The organism is Frankia sp. CcI49 (assembly GCF_001983215.1).
Lineage (GTDB): Bacteria > Actinomycetota > Actinomycetes > Frankiales > Frankiaceae > Parafrankia > Parafrankia irregularis.
Map to the genome: position 1 here is coordinate 1 of NZ_MOWP01000031.1, position 14,723 is coordinate 14,723.

Sequence of the window (14,723 nt, forward strand, 5' to 3'; positions counted from 1 at the left end):
CGGGGAGATTTGTCGCACGGAGGTTGTCTCCGGGGTGGCTTCCTGGTCGTCGTCCGGGCGGCCCCACCGGTCGAGCGCCTCGGCGAGCTGATCGATCTCGGCGGGGATGGTGTCGACGTGGGCACTGATCCGCAGCACGGGCCCGGTCAGCTCCGGCGCCCGGCCGACCGGGATCGGGCTGGTCAGTATCCGTGCCCGGCGGTACAGAGCCTGCGAGGTGGCGAGTGGGTCCGCGTGCGGCGGCGGCCGCAGCGTGACGATCCCGCTGGGGGAGTCGGCCTCCTCCCCGAGCCGCCAGCCGGCGACCCCGTCCAGCGCCCGGCGTGCGTGCCGGGCGAGTGCGGCGATCCGGGTGCGCATCGCCGAGAGGTCCTCGGCGAACAGCTCCGAGAGCGCGGTGGCCAGCCCGACCCGGCTCGCCACCGAGGCTTCCCCCACCGAGAGCCTCGCCATGCCCGCCAACGGACGCCCGGCTGCCCCGGCTGACTCGGGACGCCCGCCGGGATCCCACATGCCCACCGGATGCGCGGAGTACAGGCTGGGGGCTCCGACGCCCAGCCGCTCGACGACCTCGGGTCGCACCGCGACGAAGCCCGCGCCACGCGGGCCGCACAGCCATTTGCGCGAGGTGCCGGTCCAGGCTGACGCCGCGATCCCGGTGACGTCGACCTGGCCGAGTGACTGCGCGACGTCGAGAACCAGATCGACTCCGGCCGCCTCGCAGCGGGCTGCCACCTCCACCGCGGGCTGGACCACCCCACGCTGGCTGGGAACCTGCGGGAACGTCACCAGGTCAAGATCCTCGAGGCCGGTACCGCCGCGCCCGCCGGCACCGCCGCCCGGCGGGCGCAGCCCCGCGCGGTCGAGCCGGCCGAGGTCGATCCGCCCCAGCTCGTCGACCGGCAGCTCGAGCAGCTCCAGCCCGTCCCGAGCCGCCCGGGATGCGAGCAGCAACAGGTTCGCGCCGTAGTCACCGGGCACGACCCCGATCCGTGATCCGGGCGGCAGCGGCCACGCGGCGAGCAGTGCCCCGAAACCCGTCGTGGCCGAATACTGGAAGGCCACATCGTCGGCAGTGAGCCCGGGCCCCAACAGCGCGGCGAGCCGGCCGCGTGCCTCCGCCAGGGCCTCGGCGGCCTCCATCTCGGCGACATACGCGCCGACCAGGCCCTCCCGGTGCAGATGGTCCACCTGGGCGGTGATCGTGGCGATGCTCGGCCGGCTGGCCGCCGCCGCATCCAGGTGGAGAACGCCATCCTGCGCCCGGGCGGCGCGCCATCGCCGGCCGAGCTCTGCCTGCGGCACCAGCGGCGTCGCGCTGTCCGGCCGGCCGGTCGGGGCTGCCACGACGTCCGGTTCGGGTGGCGTCTGATCCACCCCGTCAGTCTCGCAGCCGTCCGTGTGGCCGCAAAGCCCTGTCGTCGGAGTTGTCCATGGCGGCAGGTGGGCGCGCCGCCCAGGTCGCCCGGGGCGACGGCGCGGGCGGATCGGAGCCCGGAGCTTCGTTATTCTGCGCGGATGTCTGTCTGTGTCCGGCCCGGATCGCCGTACCGCCTCGGGGCGGAGACCACCACGCCGCCGGCGGGGCTCCTCGGGCGGGGGCGGGCGGTATGACAGCGACGGCGCCAGGGCGGGACGCCGCCGTGTTCCAGGGGCGGGTGGTACCGGGCGACCGGCCGGGGAACGGGCCGGAGCGCCTGCTGGATGAGCGTCTGAAAGCGGAGCGCCCGCGGCCGGCGCGGGTGGCGGTCGTCGGGGCCGGTGCGGTCGGCACCTACCTCGCCGCACGCGCCAGCGAGGCCGGCGCCCAGGTGGTCCTCTGCGCCCGCCGCGGTGGCTTCGAGCGGGTCCAGGTCGTCAGCGCGCCGGACGGCCCGGCCACCGAGCGGCCGATGCGGGTGATCACGGATCCCGCCGAGCTGGGCCAGACGGTGGACTGGGTGGTGGTCGCCACCAAGGCGCACCAGACCCCCGCCGCCCTGGGCTGGCTGCACGCGGCCCTGGAGCTTCGTCGCGACGTCGGCGTGGTCGTCGCGCAGAACGGTGTGCGCCAGGCCGATCAGGTCAGCCCGCCGGTGCCCCACGACAGCGTGTTGCCCGCCGTGGTCTACATCAACGCGGAGCTGGCCGGGCCGGGCGTCGTGCGGCATCTGGCATACGGCGTGCTCCAGGTGCCCGACTGCGCGCTCGGTGAGCGGTTCGCCCGGGTCCTGCCGGTGGGTGACGTCCGCCTCGTCGACGACGTCGTCACCGCCGCCTGGTCGAAGCTGCTCAGCAACAGCGCGGCCAACTCCCTGACCGCCCTGACCAGCCGTGGCCTGGAGGTGATGCGGCGTCCCGACGTCGGCGCGCTCGCGCTGGCGGTGATGCGGGAGACCGCCGCGGTGGGCCGGTCGGACGGCGCACGGCTGCCCGCGGACGCCCCCGAACGCACCCTGGACCGGATCTGCAACCAGCCGGCGGGCGCGGGGACCTCGATGCTTCGTGACCGGCTGGCGGGGCGCCCGCTGGAGCATGAGGCGCTGATCGGCGCCGTCGTCCGCATCGGTGCGCAGGTCGGGGTGGCGACCCCGACCTGCTCCGCGCTGCTGCCCCTGCTCGCCGCCATCAACGTGGCCGCCGGCCCCGAGGAGTGACGGCAGGAACATCGACGCCCGAAGGGCTGACGTCAGGCAGGGAGAAGCATCAGGAGGCGCGCTCGGGGACGGCGTCGGCGACGATGTGCTCGGCGATGGCCAGCGACGCGGTGGCGCCCGGTGACGGCGCGTTGCGCACGTGGACGACGCGCCCGCGCACCGCGAGCACGAAGTCGTCGACGAGGCTGCCGTCCCGCGCGACCGCCTGGGCGCGGACGCCGGCCGGCCCGCGCACCACGTCGGCGGACCGCAGCTCGGGCACATACCGCCGTGCTTCGGCGACGAACGCCCGCTTGCTCGCGGTGCGCAGCATCTCCTTGGCGCCGGTGCGCCAGTGCGTCCGCGCCATCTTCTGGAAGCCCGGCCACGCCAGGGTCTGGCGCAGGTCGCCCCGGTCGAAGGTGCCCAGGGTGTAGCCCTCCCGGGCGGTGGCGAGGACGGCGTTCGGGCCGACCAGGATCTCCCCGTCCACCCGCTTGGTCAGGTGGATGCCCAGGAACGGGTAGCGCGGATCGGGCACCGGGTAGATCAGGCCACGCACCAGACCACGGCGCTCGGGCCGCAGCAGCCAGTAGTCACCCCGGAAGGGAATGATCCGCGGCGAGCTGTCCTCGCCGGTGAGCGCGGCGACCTCGTCCGAGTGCAGGCCCGCGCACGAGATCAGCAGGTCGAACGGCCCGACCGACTCGGAGACCGTCTCCACCAGGCCGTTGTCGTTGGTGGCCGTGTGCCGGGTGCCGTTCGGCCTGATCGATGCCTTGCCCCGGACCCGCACCCGCAGCCGCACACCGGCCGCGCCGTCGTCGACGCCGATCACCTCCGCACCGGTGCGGACCGTGCCACCGGCGTCGACGATGTCCGCGCGCAGGGCCCGCGCGACGGCCGGGTAGTCGACGATCGCGGTGGTGGGGGAGTGCAGCGCGGCGACGCCCCGGGCATGCGGCTCGATCGCGCGCAGCTCGGCCGCGTCCAGCATGCGGGTGTCGGGCACACCGTTCGCCTCCGCGCGCCCGGCGATGTCCGCGAGCCGGTCGAGCTCGCTGTCGTCGACGGCGACCACGACCTTGCCGCACTCGTCGTAGCGGATGCCGCGGGACTCGCAGTACTCGCGAAGCATCCCCACCCCGCGCCGGCACAGCGTCGCCTTGAGCGAGCCCGGCTTGTAGTACAGGCCGGCGTGCACGACGCCGCTGTTTCGCCCGGTCTGGTGCTGGGCGACGTCGTGCTCCTTCTCGAACACGGTGACCGTCGATCCGGGCACGACCTGCCCGAGCCGGCGGGCAACTGCCAGGCCCAGGATCCCGCCGCCGATGACCGCGATCCGCTCCGCCACCCGTGCCGCCTCCACTCGTCCCACTCACTGCCACTGCCACTGCTCTTGCCACTGCCACTGCTCTTGCCACTGCTCTTGCCACTGCCATGTCGCGGCCGCGGCCACTGCTTTGCCACCACTCGGGTTTGCCACCACTCGGGGCACCGGTGCCCCGAGTGCCCGGGGCTGGGCCCGACCTCGGTCCAGTATCCCGGTGCACCCTGCGTGACCGTCCCCGGCTGCCGCCTCCGTGCGGCTTTTTCGTCTCACGGCCCACCCCAGGCACGCCGGGGGTCCGAGCCGACGACGGAGAAGGCTCAGCCGAAGAAGTGGCCCGGCGGGTGCGCGCGGTCGGCGCGGGAGCGGGGCCGACCGCGCAGCGCCTCGGTGAGCGTCCGTGCGGTGTTGACCAGCGGGACGTGGCTGAACGCCTGGGGGAAGTTGCCCGTCATGCGCCCGAGCTTCGGGTCGTACTCCTCGGCGAGCAGCCCGACGTCGTTGCGCAGCGACAGCAGGCGCTCGAACAGTTCCTGGGCCTCGTGCACCCGGCCGGACAGGGCGTAGTTGTCGGCGAGCCAGAAGGTGCAGGCGAGGAAGGCCCCCTCGCCGGCGGGCAGGCCGTCCACGGCACCGTCCTCGGCGGTCGGGTAGCGCATCACGAACCCGTCCTCCATCAGCTCGCGCTCGATCGCCGCGACGGTGCCGACGACCCGCGGGTCGGTCGCCGGCAGGAAGCCGACCAGCGACATGTAGAGCAGCGCGGCGTCGAGCTCCTTCGAGCCGTAGTACTGGGTGAAGGTGTTGCGGTCGCTGTCGAAGCCGCGCGCGCACACCTCGTGGTGGATCTCGTCGCGCAGCGCGGACCAGCGGTCGACCGGCCCGGGCAGTCCCGACTCGATGATCCCCCGCACCGCGCGGTCGGCGGCGACCCAGGCCATGATCTTCGAGTGGACGAAGTGCCGGCGGGGCCCCCGCACCTCCCAGATGCCCTCGTCGGTCTTGCGCCAGCCGGTCTCCAGGAAGTCCATGAGCTTGGTCTGCAGCTGCCAGGAGTCGTCCCGGCCGTCGTCCTCGGGTGAGTGGATCCCGGAGAGGAACAGGTCCCGGGCGGAACCCGGCCGGCGGTTGGCGACCGCCATCCGGGCCACGTGCAGGGCGTCCAGGACCTCCCCGTAGACGTCCAGCTGGAACTGGTCGACGGCGGCGTTGCCCACCCGCACGGGGGAGGAGTTCTCGTAGCCCGGCAGCCACGGGACCTCGTACTCGGGCAGCCGGCGCTCGCCCGCGACCCCGTACATGATCTGCACCCGCGACGGATCGCCGGCCACCGCCCGCAGCAGCCATTCCCGCCAGGCGGTCGCCTCGCTGGTGAACCCGGCGTCGAGCAGCGCGAGCAGGGTGATCGTGGCGTCGCGCAGCCAGCAGTAGCGGTAGTCCCAGTTGCGGACGCCGCCGATGTGCTCGGGCAGCGACGTGGTGACCGCGGCGACGATTCCCCCGGTGGGCGCGTAGGTGAGCGCCTTGAGCGTGATCAGCGACCGGCGCACGGCGGGCTGCCACTGGCCGTCGTAGGTGCAGCCGGCCATCCAGTCCGACCACCAGGCCTCGGTCTGACTGATCATCCGCCGGATGTCCTGCGGCGCGGGCGCCGGTTCGTGCGAGGGCCGCCAGGTCAGCGAGAACGGGACGGACTGCCCCGCCGACACGCTGAACTCGGCGTAGGTGGCCATGTCGTGCCCCTCCATCGGGGCGGTGGTCCACAGTGTCACCGAGTCGGGCCCGGCGATGGCGGCGACGGAGTGCTCGTCGAGCCGGCGCACCCAGGGCACGATCGAGCCGTAGTCGAACCGGAAACGCGTCTCCGAACGCATCCGGACGGTGCCCTCCAGGCACTCCACCAGGCGCAGGACGACGTGCGCGCCCGCCCGGGGGAACATGGCGTCGACGATGCGGACCGTGCCCGACGCCGTCGTCATGTCGGTCTCCAGCACCAGCGTGTCKCCCCGGTAGCGACGGCTGATCCCCAGCACCGGCTCGGTCGGCGCGATCCGCCAGTGGCCGGACTCGTTGTCACCGAGCAGCGCCGCGAAGCAGGCCGGTGAGTCGAACCGAGGCAGGCACAGCCAGTCGATCGAGCCGTCGCGCGAGACCAGCGCCGCCGAATGTGTGTCTCCTATCAGCGCGTAATCCTCGATCAGGGATGGCACGGCTTGTTCTCCTAGCTCGGGTCGGTACCTCGGTCGTCTGACGGTCGTGAGCGGGTTACGCCAGGTGGGGGGAACTGGCTGCCAGTGCTACGCCGCACAAGGTCGTTCACCTTACGGACCCCGCGCACGGTTTACGTTGGGGGTACCGGTGTCCGTCACCGAGAGACTTCACCGGACCAGAATTCGTGCCCCGTGGTGACAGGAACCGCCTGATGACGACGACCTCCCGTCCGACCTGGATTCGCCAGACGCTGGACTATCTGGCGGACCCGCGCCGCCGAACGGCGGTGGTGCTGGGGGCGCTGGCAACCGCCGGCCTGGTGGCCTTCGGTGTCTACGCCATCGTGGCCGGCCCGCCGCCGCAGGTGGAGGCGGTCGTCGTCTTCGACCCGGAGGCGACCACCGCGGAGAAGGAGGCCGTGCGGGCCGCCTGCCCGACGGTGGGCAAGGCGATCCAGGAGCCACCGGACAGGAACGGTCTCGCGACCAGCCGGGTCTATCCGCTGCGCTATGACATCTCGCAGGCCTCCTCGGTGGACCGCGCGGCGATCTACCGCTGTGTGCAGGCGCAGCCGAAGGTGACGGGTATGAGCGAGTTCACGCAGGGTCAGTAGTCGGCCCGCTCGCCGGCCTGCTCGTGGCCGGGCCTGGTCTCGTGCTCGGCCTGCTCTCGTTCCCGCTCGCGCTGGTCGAGCAGCTCGGCGGGGGTGGGCAGCCCGGCCTCCCGGGCCTGCCTGGCCTGCCAGAGGCTCACGATCATGGTCGCCAGCACCACCAGGCCGGAGAAGATCAGGCTGCCGCCCGACCAGGGCGACGAGGCGGGCAGCGTGTCGACGGCGATCCAGGCGACCCCCGCGGCGATCATGCCGAGCCCGAACACGATGGTGAAGGCGCTGGACAGCGCGTTGGCGGCGGCCTGGTCCGCCAGGTCGGCCGCCTTCTGGCGCGCCTGCTCGAACCGGTGCCGGGCCCATTCGTACTCGAGGCTGAGGATGAAGAAGCCGAGGGCGATGATGAGGAAGCCGGGGCCGGGCAGCGCGAGCATCGCCACACCGAGCCCGAGAACCGCCAGACCGACCACCGTCAGGACGATCCGCCGGATCMGCCGGCCGCTTCGATTGAGCACGATGTCGTCCCCTTCGGCCCGAGTGGTGGGCCTGTGTCTCACGCCCGCGTGCGCGGGCTCCCCGGATCAACGGCTCGTCCCGCGTGCGGCGTTCCCGCATCCTGGCTGGTTGCCGGGTTGTCCTCCCTGGAGTGTGCGCGATGGCGCCCCCTGGCGGGGAGTGGATTCGGTCGCACGGGTTGTCGGTCGTGCGACTGCGGCGTTGTGTCCGGTGGGTCCGCCAACCCGGTTCGCCGGACCCACCGGGCTAATCTGACGGCGGGTGGAACTCACGGGCATGGTGTCTGCGTCACTCATGCAGGGGTGCCCGTGATGTCACCGGTGTCGTGGATGCCTTGAAGGTGGTGGACGCCCGCGCGACGGTGGAGCGGGGGCCGAAGATCGCCCCGGGCATCGGGTGCACCCGGAGCACGGGCGTCAGTGCTGACGGAGGAAATGAGTGGACGTCGAGGAGACCCCGCTGCCGGGAATCGGGCTGCGGCACGACTTCAGTACCCGATCGGGGCGCCGGCTCGGTGTCGTGACTCGCCATGACGGGCGTCGTGACCTGGTCATCTACGATGCCGAGGACCCGGACGCATCCCGCGAGTCGATCACGCTCACCGCGGAGGAGGGAGACGTTCTCTCCGAGCTGCTCGGCGCCCCGCACATCGTGGAGAAGCTCGCGGACATCTCGCGGGCGTTCGCCGGGCTCGTCGGTGACCAGATCCAGATCCTCGCCGGCTCGCCGTACGCCAACCGCCTCCTGGGCGACACCCAGGCACGCACCCGGACCGGTGCGTCCATCGTCGCCGTCGTCCGGGACCACCAGGTGCTCGCCTCCCCGCGCCCGGACTTCCGGTTCAGCGTGGGGGACGTGGTGGTCGTCGTCGGCACCCCGGAGAACACCACGGCCGTCGGCCGACTGCTACGCGAGGGCTGACCGAAGGGAGCGACCGCAGACCCGTGCACGACACCGCGACGACCTTCCTGGAGCTGGGCGCCGTCCTGTTCGTGCTCGGAGTGCTGGGTCACCTCGCGTCGCGCTTCAGCGTCTCGCCGATCCCGCTCTACCTCGTCGCCGGCCTGGCCTTCGGGCACGGCGGCCTGCTGCCGCTGGGCGCGAGCGAGGAGTTCATCGAGATCGGCGCCGAGCTCGGCGTCATCCTGCTGCTGCTCACCCTCGGGCTGGAGTACACCGCCGAGGAACTGCTGTACGGCCTGCGCAGACAGGCCTCCGCCGGGGTGCTCGACCTGACGGTCAACGCCGTGCCCGGTGTGGTCGCGGCACTCGTGCTCGGCTGGGGGCCGCTGGCCGCGGTGGTCATGGGCGGGGTGACCGCGATCTCGTCGTCCGGGATCATCGCCAAGGTGCTGGGAGACCTCGGCCGCATCGGTAACCGGGAGACGCCGGTGGTGCTCTCGGTACTGGTGCTGGAGGACCTGGCCATGGCCGCCTACCTGCCGGTGCTCACCGCGCTGCTGGCCCATCACACGCTCGCCCGCGGCTCGCTGACCGTCGCGGTGGCGCTCGGAGCGCTCGTCGCCGTCCTGTACATCGCGCTGCGGCACAGCGAGAAGGTGACCCTGCTGGTCTACAGCGCGCGGTCCGACCGCAACGACGAGGTGCTGCTGCTGCGGTCACTGGGCCTGACCATGTTCGTGGCCGGGGTCGCCCAGCGGATGCAGGTCTCGGCCGCGGTCGGCGCGTTCCTGGTGGGTATCGCGCTGTCCGGGCCGGTCGCCGTGGGTGCGAGGGAGGTGCTGACACCGCTGCGTGACCTGTTCGCCGCGGTCTTCTTCGTCGTCTTCGGCCTGCAGACCGACCCGGCGCAGATCCCGCCGGCGCTGCCCGCCGCGTCGCTGCTCGCCGTGTCCGGCGTGATCACCAAGGTGGCCACCGGCTGGTGGGCGGCGCGGCGCGCCGGCATCGCGTCGATGGGCCGCTACCGGGCCGGGGCGGCGCTCGTCGCCCGGGGTGAGTTCTCGATCGTCATCGCCGGTCTCGCCGTCGCCGCCGGGGTGAACGCGAAGCTCGGCCCGCTGGCGGCCTGTTATGTGCTGTTGATGGCGGTCCTCGGCCCGCTCGCGGCCCGGTTCGTGGAACCGACCGTGCGGACCTTCCGCCGCTGGTCACAGACACGGCGGTCGTCGGAACCCACCGTCACCGGCGACGTCTGAGGAAATCGGCGGCGCAACTTCGCCCCGGTGGCGGGAACCGCCCGCGATGTTTGGCAGGATGACGTTCCATGAGCGGACTTCTCGAAGGCAAGCGCGTTCTCGTCACCGGTGTCCTGACCGAGGCGTCGATCGCGTTCAGTGTCGCCCGCATCGCCCAGGAACAGGGCGCCTCGGTGGTGCTCACCGGTTTCGGCCGCGGCCTGTCGCTCACCCGCCGCATCGCGCGCCGCCTGCCCGTCGAGGCTCCCGTCATCGAGCTCGACGTGACCGACGAGGAGCACCTGGCCGGGCTCTCCGCCAAGGTCCTCGAACACGTCGACGGGCTCGACGGCGTGCTGCACGCGATCGGGTTCGCACCGGAGTCCGTCCTGGGTGGGAAGCCGTTCGTCGAGGCGGCCTGGTCCGAGGTGGGAACCGCCCTGCAGGTGTCCACCTGGTCGATCGCGTCGCTGACCCGGGCGACCCTGCCGCTGTTCGGTGAGCGGGCCAGCATCGTCGGCCTGGACTTCGACGCCACCGTCGCCTGGCCCTCGTATGACTGGATGGGCGTCGCGAAGGCCGGACTCGCCTCCGCCACCCGCTATCTGGCGCGTGACCTCGGCCCGCGCGGGGTCCGGGTCAACCTGGTCTCGGCCGGCCCGCTGCGCACCATGGCGGCGAAGAGCATCCCCGGCTTCGGCCAGTTCGAGGAGGTCTGGGGCACCCGCGCGCCGCTCGGCTGGGACATCCAGGACACGACGCCGGCCGCGCAGGCCTGCGTCGCGCTCCTGTCGGACTGGTTCCCCGCGACCACCGGTGAGATCGTGCACGTCGACGGTGGCTTCCACGCCGTGGGGGTGTGACCGGGCCGTCCACCCGTGCGTCCACCCGTGCCGCGGCCGGCACGGGTGGACGGGCCGAGTAGATCAGGTGGGCTGAGCAGGTCGGGCGGGCCGAGTCGGATCAGGTCCGCGCGGGTGTTCCGATGCGGGCAGTGGTCAGGCGTGCCGGGCGGCGGCGGAGGCCGTCCCCAGCCAGGTGTGGGGGTTGCCCTCCCAGCACCAGCCCAGCTTCGGTGCCCGCCCCGAGATCCACATCGCCGGCACCCTCCGGTCCCCCCGGCGTGATCCGGAGAGCATGAAGCAGTTGTTCTTCTCCAGCACCTCCGGGAAATGGGTGACCAGGGCGATGCCCTCGTGGATCGTCAGCGGTGTGCGCCTGCGCTCCAGCACGGCGGGCAGCGCGTCCGCGGGTCGGATCCCGCGGAACTCCTCACCGCGTTCGACGTCGGTCAGCAGATAGACGTCCGAACGCGGCAGGTTGAGGATCGGCAGTGGTCGGTAGGGCGCGAGTCCTCCCTCACCGTGGTTGCGGTCCACGGTCCCGGCGTCGGCCCGGCCGGAGAGGGTGAGCAACGGCACGATGTCCTCGGCCCGGACGAGCTCCTCCGACACGACCAGGACGAACGGAACCCAGGAACGGGTCGCGGGGCGGTAGGGGCCGGGCATGGCGGCGTGGGCCACGGTCCGCAGCGGCTCGCAGAGCGCCTCGAAGTCCGTGGCCTCCAGGCCGGCCAGTGCCGGGTATCCCAACCGCACCAGTCCCGCTACCTGCCTGTTGAACGCCTGGTCGAGCGGATCGGCCCAGGCGGCGGATCCGTCCGTGCCCGGATCGAACGAGGCGCTTCGCGCGGCGGTGCTCAACGTCGCAGCGCGGCTCGGCATGCGGCATCCCCTCGGTTTCCCTGGACGATCTGTGGCGGTGTGAGACGCCGGTCACCGGCGTGGAACCCGGGTCGGTGACCGGACGTCCCACCCACAACGCCGAGTGTTCCCAGGGGGTTCCGGCGGTTGTCGGGATGGGCAGCCACGGAAAGGGGTGGCGCCGCTGCATGCTGTGTCGGAAACACGGCCCGGTCGCGGCGGGCGGGCGGGCCCGGCCGCGCCGGGGCGGCCTGGTCGTGTCGGGCGGCGTGGTCAGCTGGTGGCGCGGTCAGCCGGTGGCGGCCTCGTCGATCAGGTCGAGGGCCGCTCCCACGATCGTCGCCGTGTCCACCGGAACCCGGCCGCCGGCGGGTGAGCCACCGGGGAAACCGGGCGACGGCGCCGGATACGCCACCGGCCTGGCCGAGCCGAGCGTCGTGATGTGCTCCCCGTGTACGCCGGCCAGGAAGCCCAGCACCCTGGGGTCACCGTCGACGACCGTCAGCAGCGGGCCACGCCGGCCGGGTGGGAACAGCTCGGTGAGGATCGCGTCGTCGGCGTCCGCCAGACCTCGCCGGGCCGAGAGCGCGTCGAACAGCAGGTCGGGCGAGGTCACGCAGACCACGCCGATCTCCCGGCGCAGGCCCGCGCTGAGCTCGTCCGCGGCCCGGAGCACCTCCGGCATCACAGCGCCCATCCCGACCAGGGTCAGCGGAGCCGCCGGCTCCCCGTCGCGCAGCCGGTAGCCGCCGGCCAGCGCACCGGCGCGCCGCCGCCACCAGGCCGTGGGGTCGGTGGACAGGCCGGCCAGGCGCTGGTCCACCACCCGTGCGCTGAGCCGGACCAGGCTGGACGCGCCGTCGACACGCCCGAGCCGACCCAGGGCCTCCAACAGGCACCAGACCAGATCCTGAGCGAACGCCGGTTCCCAGCAGGTGATGCCCTCGACGCCGACCAGGCCGTGGCGCCAGCCGCCCGGCCGGACCGGGTCCACTCCGGTGTCCGCGACGGCCAGCAACGATCGCCCGTCACCGGCGCTGCTGGTCGACCAGCCTGGCAGCACCCGCGGGGCCGCCATCTCGTCGGCCACACCGATCGGCAGCAGCGGCAGGCCGAGCCTGCTCCAGGCGACACCGAGGGAGGCCAGCACACCGCCGAACGCCGTGGCCGACAGCCCACCGGCGACATGGCGCCCGCCACCCGCGCCACCCGCGCCGCCGGGGTCGGTCGTGCCGCGCAGGACCGGCGAGGCCCGGTTCGCACCGTTCTCCTCGCCGTTCTCGGCTGTCGCGTCGATCCAGCCGGTCAGGACGTGGTCGGCCTCGCGGGTCGAGACCGTCACCACCGCCGCGGCGGCCTCCGGTGCCAGCGCCGGCAGGTCCCGCAGCGTGGCGCCGAAGACCTCCTGGGTCGACCGGTGCCCCAGAAAGGGACGTCCGGTGTCGACCGGCAGCGTCGCGGGGGTGGCGAGGGCCGGTGGAACGCGGTCGAGGTACGCCGCCACGTGCCGGGCGAGGCGACCACCCGGTGAGGCTGGGGGCAGCGCCACGACCGGCCGGCGGCCCGGTCCCGGGACCAGCTCACGGCCCGGTCCCACCGGCGCGTCGCCGGGATGCGGCGCGGAGGACTGCGCGTCCCACGACGGCCGCGTGTCCGGCGCCGGGGAGGGCTGCGAGTCCCAGGCGGGCTGCGCCTCCCAGGCGGGCGGCGCGTCCTGGACGGGTTGCGCGTCCTGGACGGATTGCGGGGCCGGCGGTCGCGCCGGGCTCGGCAACGGGCCGGTGAAGGCGAAGAGCACGGTGGGGCGGTCGGCGGCGACCTCGTCGAAGGCGTCGATGATCAGAGGCAGGTCATGGCCACCGAGGTCACGAAGCGCCGACAGGATCTCCTCGTCGCTGAGTGCGTCGAGCAGGCGGCTCACCCCGACGCCACCGGCCCCCGGCCCGGCGAGCCGGCGCCGCAGCTCGGCACCCTCGAGGAGAAGCAGCGAAAGGTACTCGCCGGGCGGCATCGCGTCGAGGCGGGCACGCAGCGCCGCACCACCCGGGGCGCGGAAGAGCGCGCTGAGCCGGCGGCCGTACCGCAGCGTCAGCACCTGCCAGCCGGCCGCCTCGAACATCCGTGCCGCGCGCGCGGGTGTCCCGACTCCGCCGGCCGGCGCGGTCGGCTCGGCGAATCCGGCGCCGCCGCCGATGCCGGCGGTCGGGGCGCCGGTGACGAGAACCACCCAGAACAGCTCGCCCAGGTGGGAGATCCGTTCGTCGGCGATCGCCTCCCAGACCGCGGGGTCACGCAGCTCCGCGAAGTCGATCAGGCAGATCTGTCGTCCCTGTGGGGCCCGGTCGAAACGCTGACCGGCGAAGCGGCCGGCCAGTGCCGACCAGATCGTCCCGTTCGGCCCGATGTTGCCGACGCCGGTCGCTCGTGGTGACTTCCTCGCCGCCGTGGGCATGGCAGGGGGCGCCGTACCGGCCGCGCCGCCTGCGCTGTCGGCACCGCCTGCAACGCCTGTGCTGTGGGTGCTGGCTGTGCTGTCGACCGTGGCGCCCCGCAGCACCTGGTGGACGGCGCCGAGCAGGGGCCCGGCATGCGGTGTGGCGGAAACCCTGTCCTCGACCCGGAGGGTGTCGAACCACAGCGCCGTGGCGATCGTGGCGGCAGCCGCGCCCATCGCCCGGTCGGCGTCGGCTCCGCGTGGCCCGCGTGAGCCGGTCGCGACCGCGTGGTCGATGCCAGCCGCGGTAAGCGCTCGCAGGCGCTCCTCGATGGCGGCCAGGGCCCCCAGGTCGAGTACACCACCGGGAGGCCCAGGAACGATCTCCGCTGCACCGGACGGATCATCGGGCCGCACCAGGTCGCCGCCGGAGCCGCCGTCGACCGCGTGGGCCCCGCCTGCGCCACCGGCCCCGGTTTCCCGAACGCCTCCCGGCATTCCTCCGGGAACGCCTAATGCCCCGGTTCCGGCGGCGGCCCCACTCCCGGGAACGGTTTCGGGCCTGGATTCCGGCCTCGATTCGGGCCTGCTCCCGGCGGCGGCCTCGTTCCCGGGGACGTCGCCGTTCCCGGGAACGGCGACGCGGCGGGGCCCGGTCTCGTCGTCGACAGCGCCGGCGGGCCGCGGTGAACCCTCCGCGCCGAGTGTCACCTCGTCACGCCCGCCGTAGCCGTACCCGTGCTCCCCGGCCCGGACGTCCGTCCTGCGCAATCCACGTCTGCGTCCCATCGCGTCGACGAACTACCGGGAGTCCAGACGTGCAGGCGGAGTGGAATGTTGCGCGAGTTCCGCGACTCTCGCGGCGACGATGTCGTCCGGCGCGTCCACGGCCACGAACTTGACCCTCCCGATCGAGCGGCTCAGCGTCACATCGGCTCGCCGCACCCCCAGCGCCTGCGCGATCGCGCGCAGGGCGGCCTCGTTCGCACGTCCCTCGACCGCGGGTTCCCGTACCCGTACGACCAGCAGCTGGCCGTGGATCGGGTCGGTGGTCACCGGCCCCACAGCGGTCCGGTCGGAGGCGGGACGAACCCGGATGGCAACGTGCACCCGGCTATCGTCCCTGACGCGTCTGTGCAGAGGGCGGGCGAGTGTCACCGGCGCCA

At 73.2% G+C, this 14,723-nt stretch carries 12 protein-coding genes; 5 read left to right on the top strand and 7 right to left on the bottom strand.

What is annotated here, in order from left to right; all coding sequences use genetic code 11:
- A partial coding sequence (locus CcI49_RS27245) for an aminotransferase class V-fold PLP-dependent enzyme (protein ID WP_083473287.1) occupies positions 1–1,377 on the bottom strand: 1,377 nt, incomplete at its 3' end.
- 233 nt (positions 1,378–1,610) lie between these two features.
- On the opposite strand from CcI49_RS27245, the gene CcI49_RS27250 reads away from it, so the two are divergent.
- The gene (locus tag CcI49_RS27250; RefSeq protein WP_083749377.1) at positions 1,611–2,636 is read left to right on the top strand and encodes a 2-dehydropantoate 2-reductase; all 1,026 of its coding nucleotides are present in this window, start codon (positions 1,611–1,613) and stop codon (positions 2,634–2,636) included.
- Between the two features lie 49 nt (positions 2,637–2,685).
- Here CcI49_RS27250 and lhgO read toward each other — a convergent pair whose 3' ends face one another.
- Both lhgO and CcI49_RS27260 read right to left on the bottom strand, forming a co-directional pair.
- Positions 2,686–3,969, bottom strand: coding sequence for an L-2-hydroxyglutarate oxidase (lhgO, locus tag CcI49_RS27255; RefSeq protein WP_054567039.1), 1,284 nt, complete (start codon positions 3,967–3,969; stop codon positions 2,686–2,688).
- A 296-nt stretch (positions 3,970–4,265) separates the two neighbouring features.
- A complete protein-coding gene (locus tag CcI49_RS27260; RefSeq protein ID WP_054567040.1) occupies positions 4,266–6,155 on the bottom strand; it encodes a glycoside hydrolase family 15 protein in 1,890 nt (629 codons plus the stop codon).
- Between the two features lie 212 nt (positions 6,156–6,367).
- Between CcI49_RS27260 and CcI49_RS27265 the strand changes: the two genes are divergently transcribed.
- Entirely contained in the window at positions 6,368–6,769 is a 402-nt protein-coding gene (locus CcI49_RS27265) for a hypothetical protein (protein WP_054567041.1), read from the top strand.
- On the opposite strand, the gene CcI49_RS27270 is transcribed toward CcI49_RS27265, so the two are convergent.
- Positions 6,763–7,281 carry a PGPGW domain-containing protein gene (locus CcI49_RS27270; protein ID WP_076831127.1) on the bottom strand — a complete coding sequence of 173 codons (519 nt, stop codon included), beginning with the start codon at positions 7,279–7,281 and terminating at the stop codon, positions 6,763–6,765. The two genes, CcI49_RS27265 and CcI49_RS27270, sit on opposite strands and share 7 nt — an antisense overlap.
- Before the next feature lie 439 nt (positions 7,282–7,720).
- Between CcI49_RS27270 and CcI49_RS27275 the strand changes: the two genes are divergently transcribed.
- The 3 genes from CcI49_RS27275 (at position 7,721) to fabI (ending at position 10,283) form a co-directional block, all read left to right on the top strand.
- Positions 7,721–8,203 carry a TrkA C-terminal domain-containing protein gene (locus tag CcI49_RS27275; protein ID WP_006539240.1) on the top strand — a complete coding sequence of 161 codons (483 nt, stop codon included), beginning with the start codon at positions 7,721–7,723 and terminating at the stop codon, positions 8,201–8,203.
- Positions 8,204–8,226: 23 nt separating this feature from the next.
- Positions 8,227–9,441, top strand: a complete 1,215-nt coding sequence (locus CcI49_RS27280; RefSeq protein ID WP_076830715.1) for a cation:proton antiporter — start codon at positions 8,227–8,229, stop codon at positions 9,439–9,441.
- Between the two features lie 68 nt (positions 9,442–9,509).
- Entirely contained in the window at positions 9,510–10,283 is a 774-nt protein-coding gene (gene fabI / locus CcI49_RS27285) for an enoyl-ACP reductase FabI (RefSeq protein ID WP_006539242.1), read from the top strand.
- A gap of 135 nt (positions 10,284–10,418) precedes the next feature.
- Here the strand turns inward: fabI and CcI49_RS27290 are convergent, their stop codons facing one another.
- From CcI49_RS27290 to CcI49_RS27300, 3 genes are all read right to left on the bottom strand, one after another.
- Entirely contained in the window at positions 10,419–11,144 is a 726-nt protein-coding gene (locus tag CcI49_RS27290) for a DUF5701 family protein (RefSeq protein WP_054567044.1), read from the bottom strand.
- A gap of 268 nt (positions 11,145–11,412) precedes the next feature.
- The gene (locus tag CcI49_RS27295) at positions 11,413–14,346 is read right to left on the bottom strand and encodes a pyruvate dehydrogenase (RefSeq protein ID WP_076830719.1); all 2,934 of its coding nucleotides are present in this window, start codon (positions 14,344–14,346) and stop codon (positions 11,413–11,415) included.
- 12 nt (positions 14,347–14,358) lie between these two features.
- The gene (locus tag CcI49_RS27300; RefSeq protein ID WP_054567046.1) at positions 14,359–14,667 is read right to left on the bottom strand and encodes a DUF167 domain-containing protein; all 309 of its coding nucleotides are present in this window, start codon (positions 14,665–14,667) and stop codon (positions 14,359–14,361) included.
- Positions 14,668–14,723: the final 56 nt, after the last annotated feature.

Coding starts and splice junctions, on each gene's coding strand:
- CcI49_RS27250 (WP_083749377.1), top strand. CDS start 1,611: ATGACAGCGACGGCGCCAGGGCGGGACGCCGCCGTGTTCCAGGGGCGG.
- CcI49_RS27265 (WP_054567041.1), top strand. CDS start 6,368: ATGACGACGACCTCCCGTCCGACCTGGATTCGCCAGACGCTGGACTAT.
- fabI (WP_006539242.1), top strand. CDS start 9,510: ATGAGCGGACTTCTCGAAGGCAAGCGCGTTCTCGTCACCGGTGTCCTG.
- CcI49_RS27290 (WP_054567044.1), bottom strand. CDS start 11,144: ATGCCGAGCCGCGCTGCGACGTTGAGCACCGCCGCGCGAAGCGCCTCG.
- CcI49_RS27295 (WP_076830719.1), bottom strand. CDS start 14,346: ATGGGACGCAGACGTGGATTGCGCAGGACGGACGTCCGGGCCGGGGAG.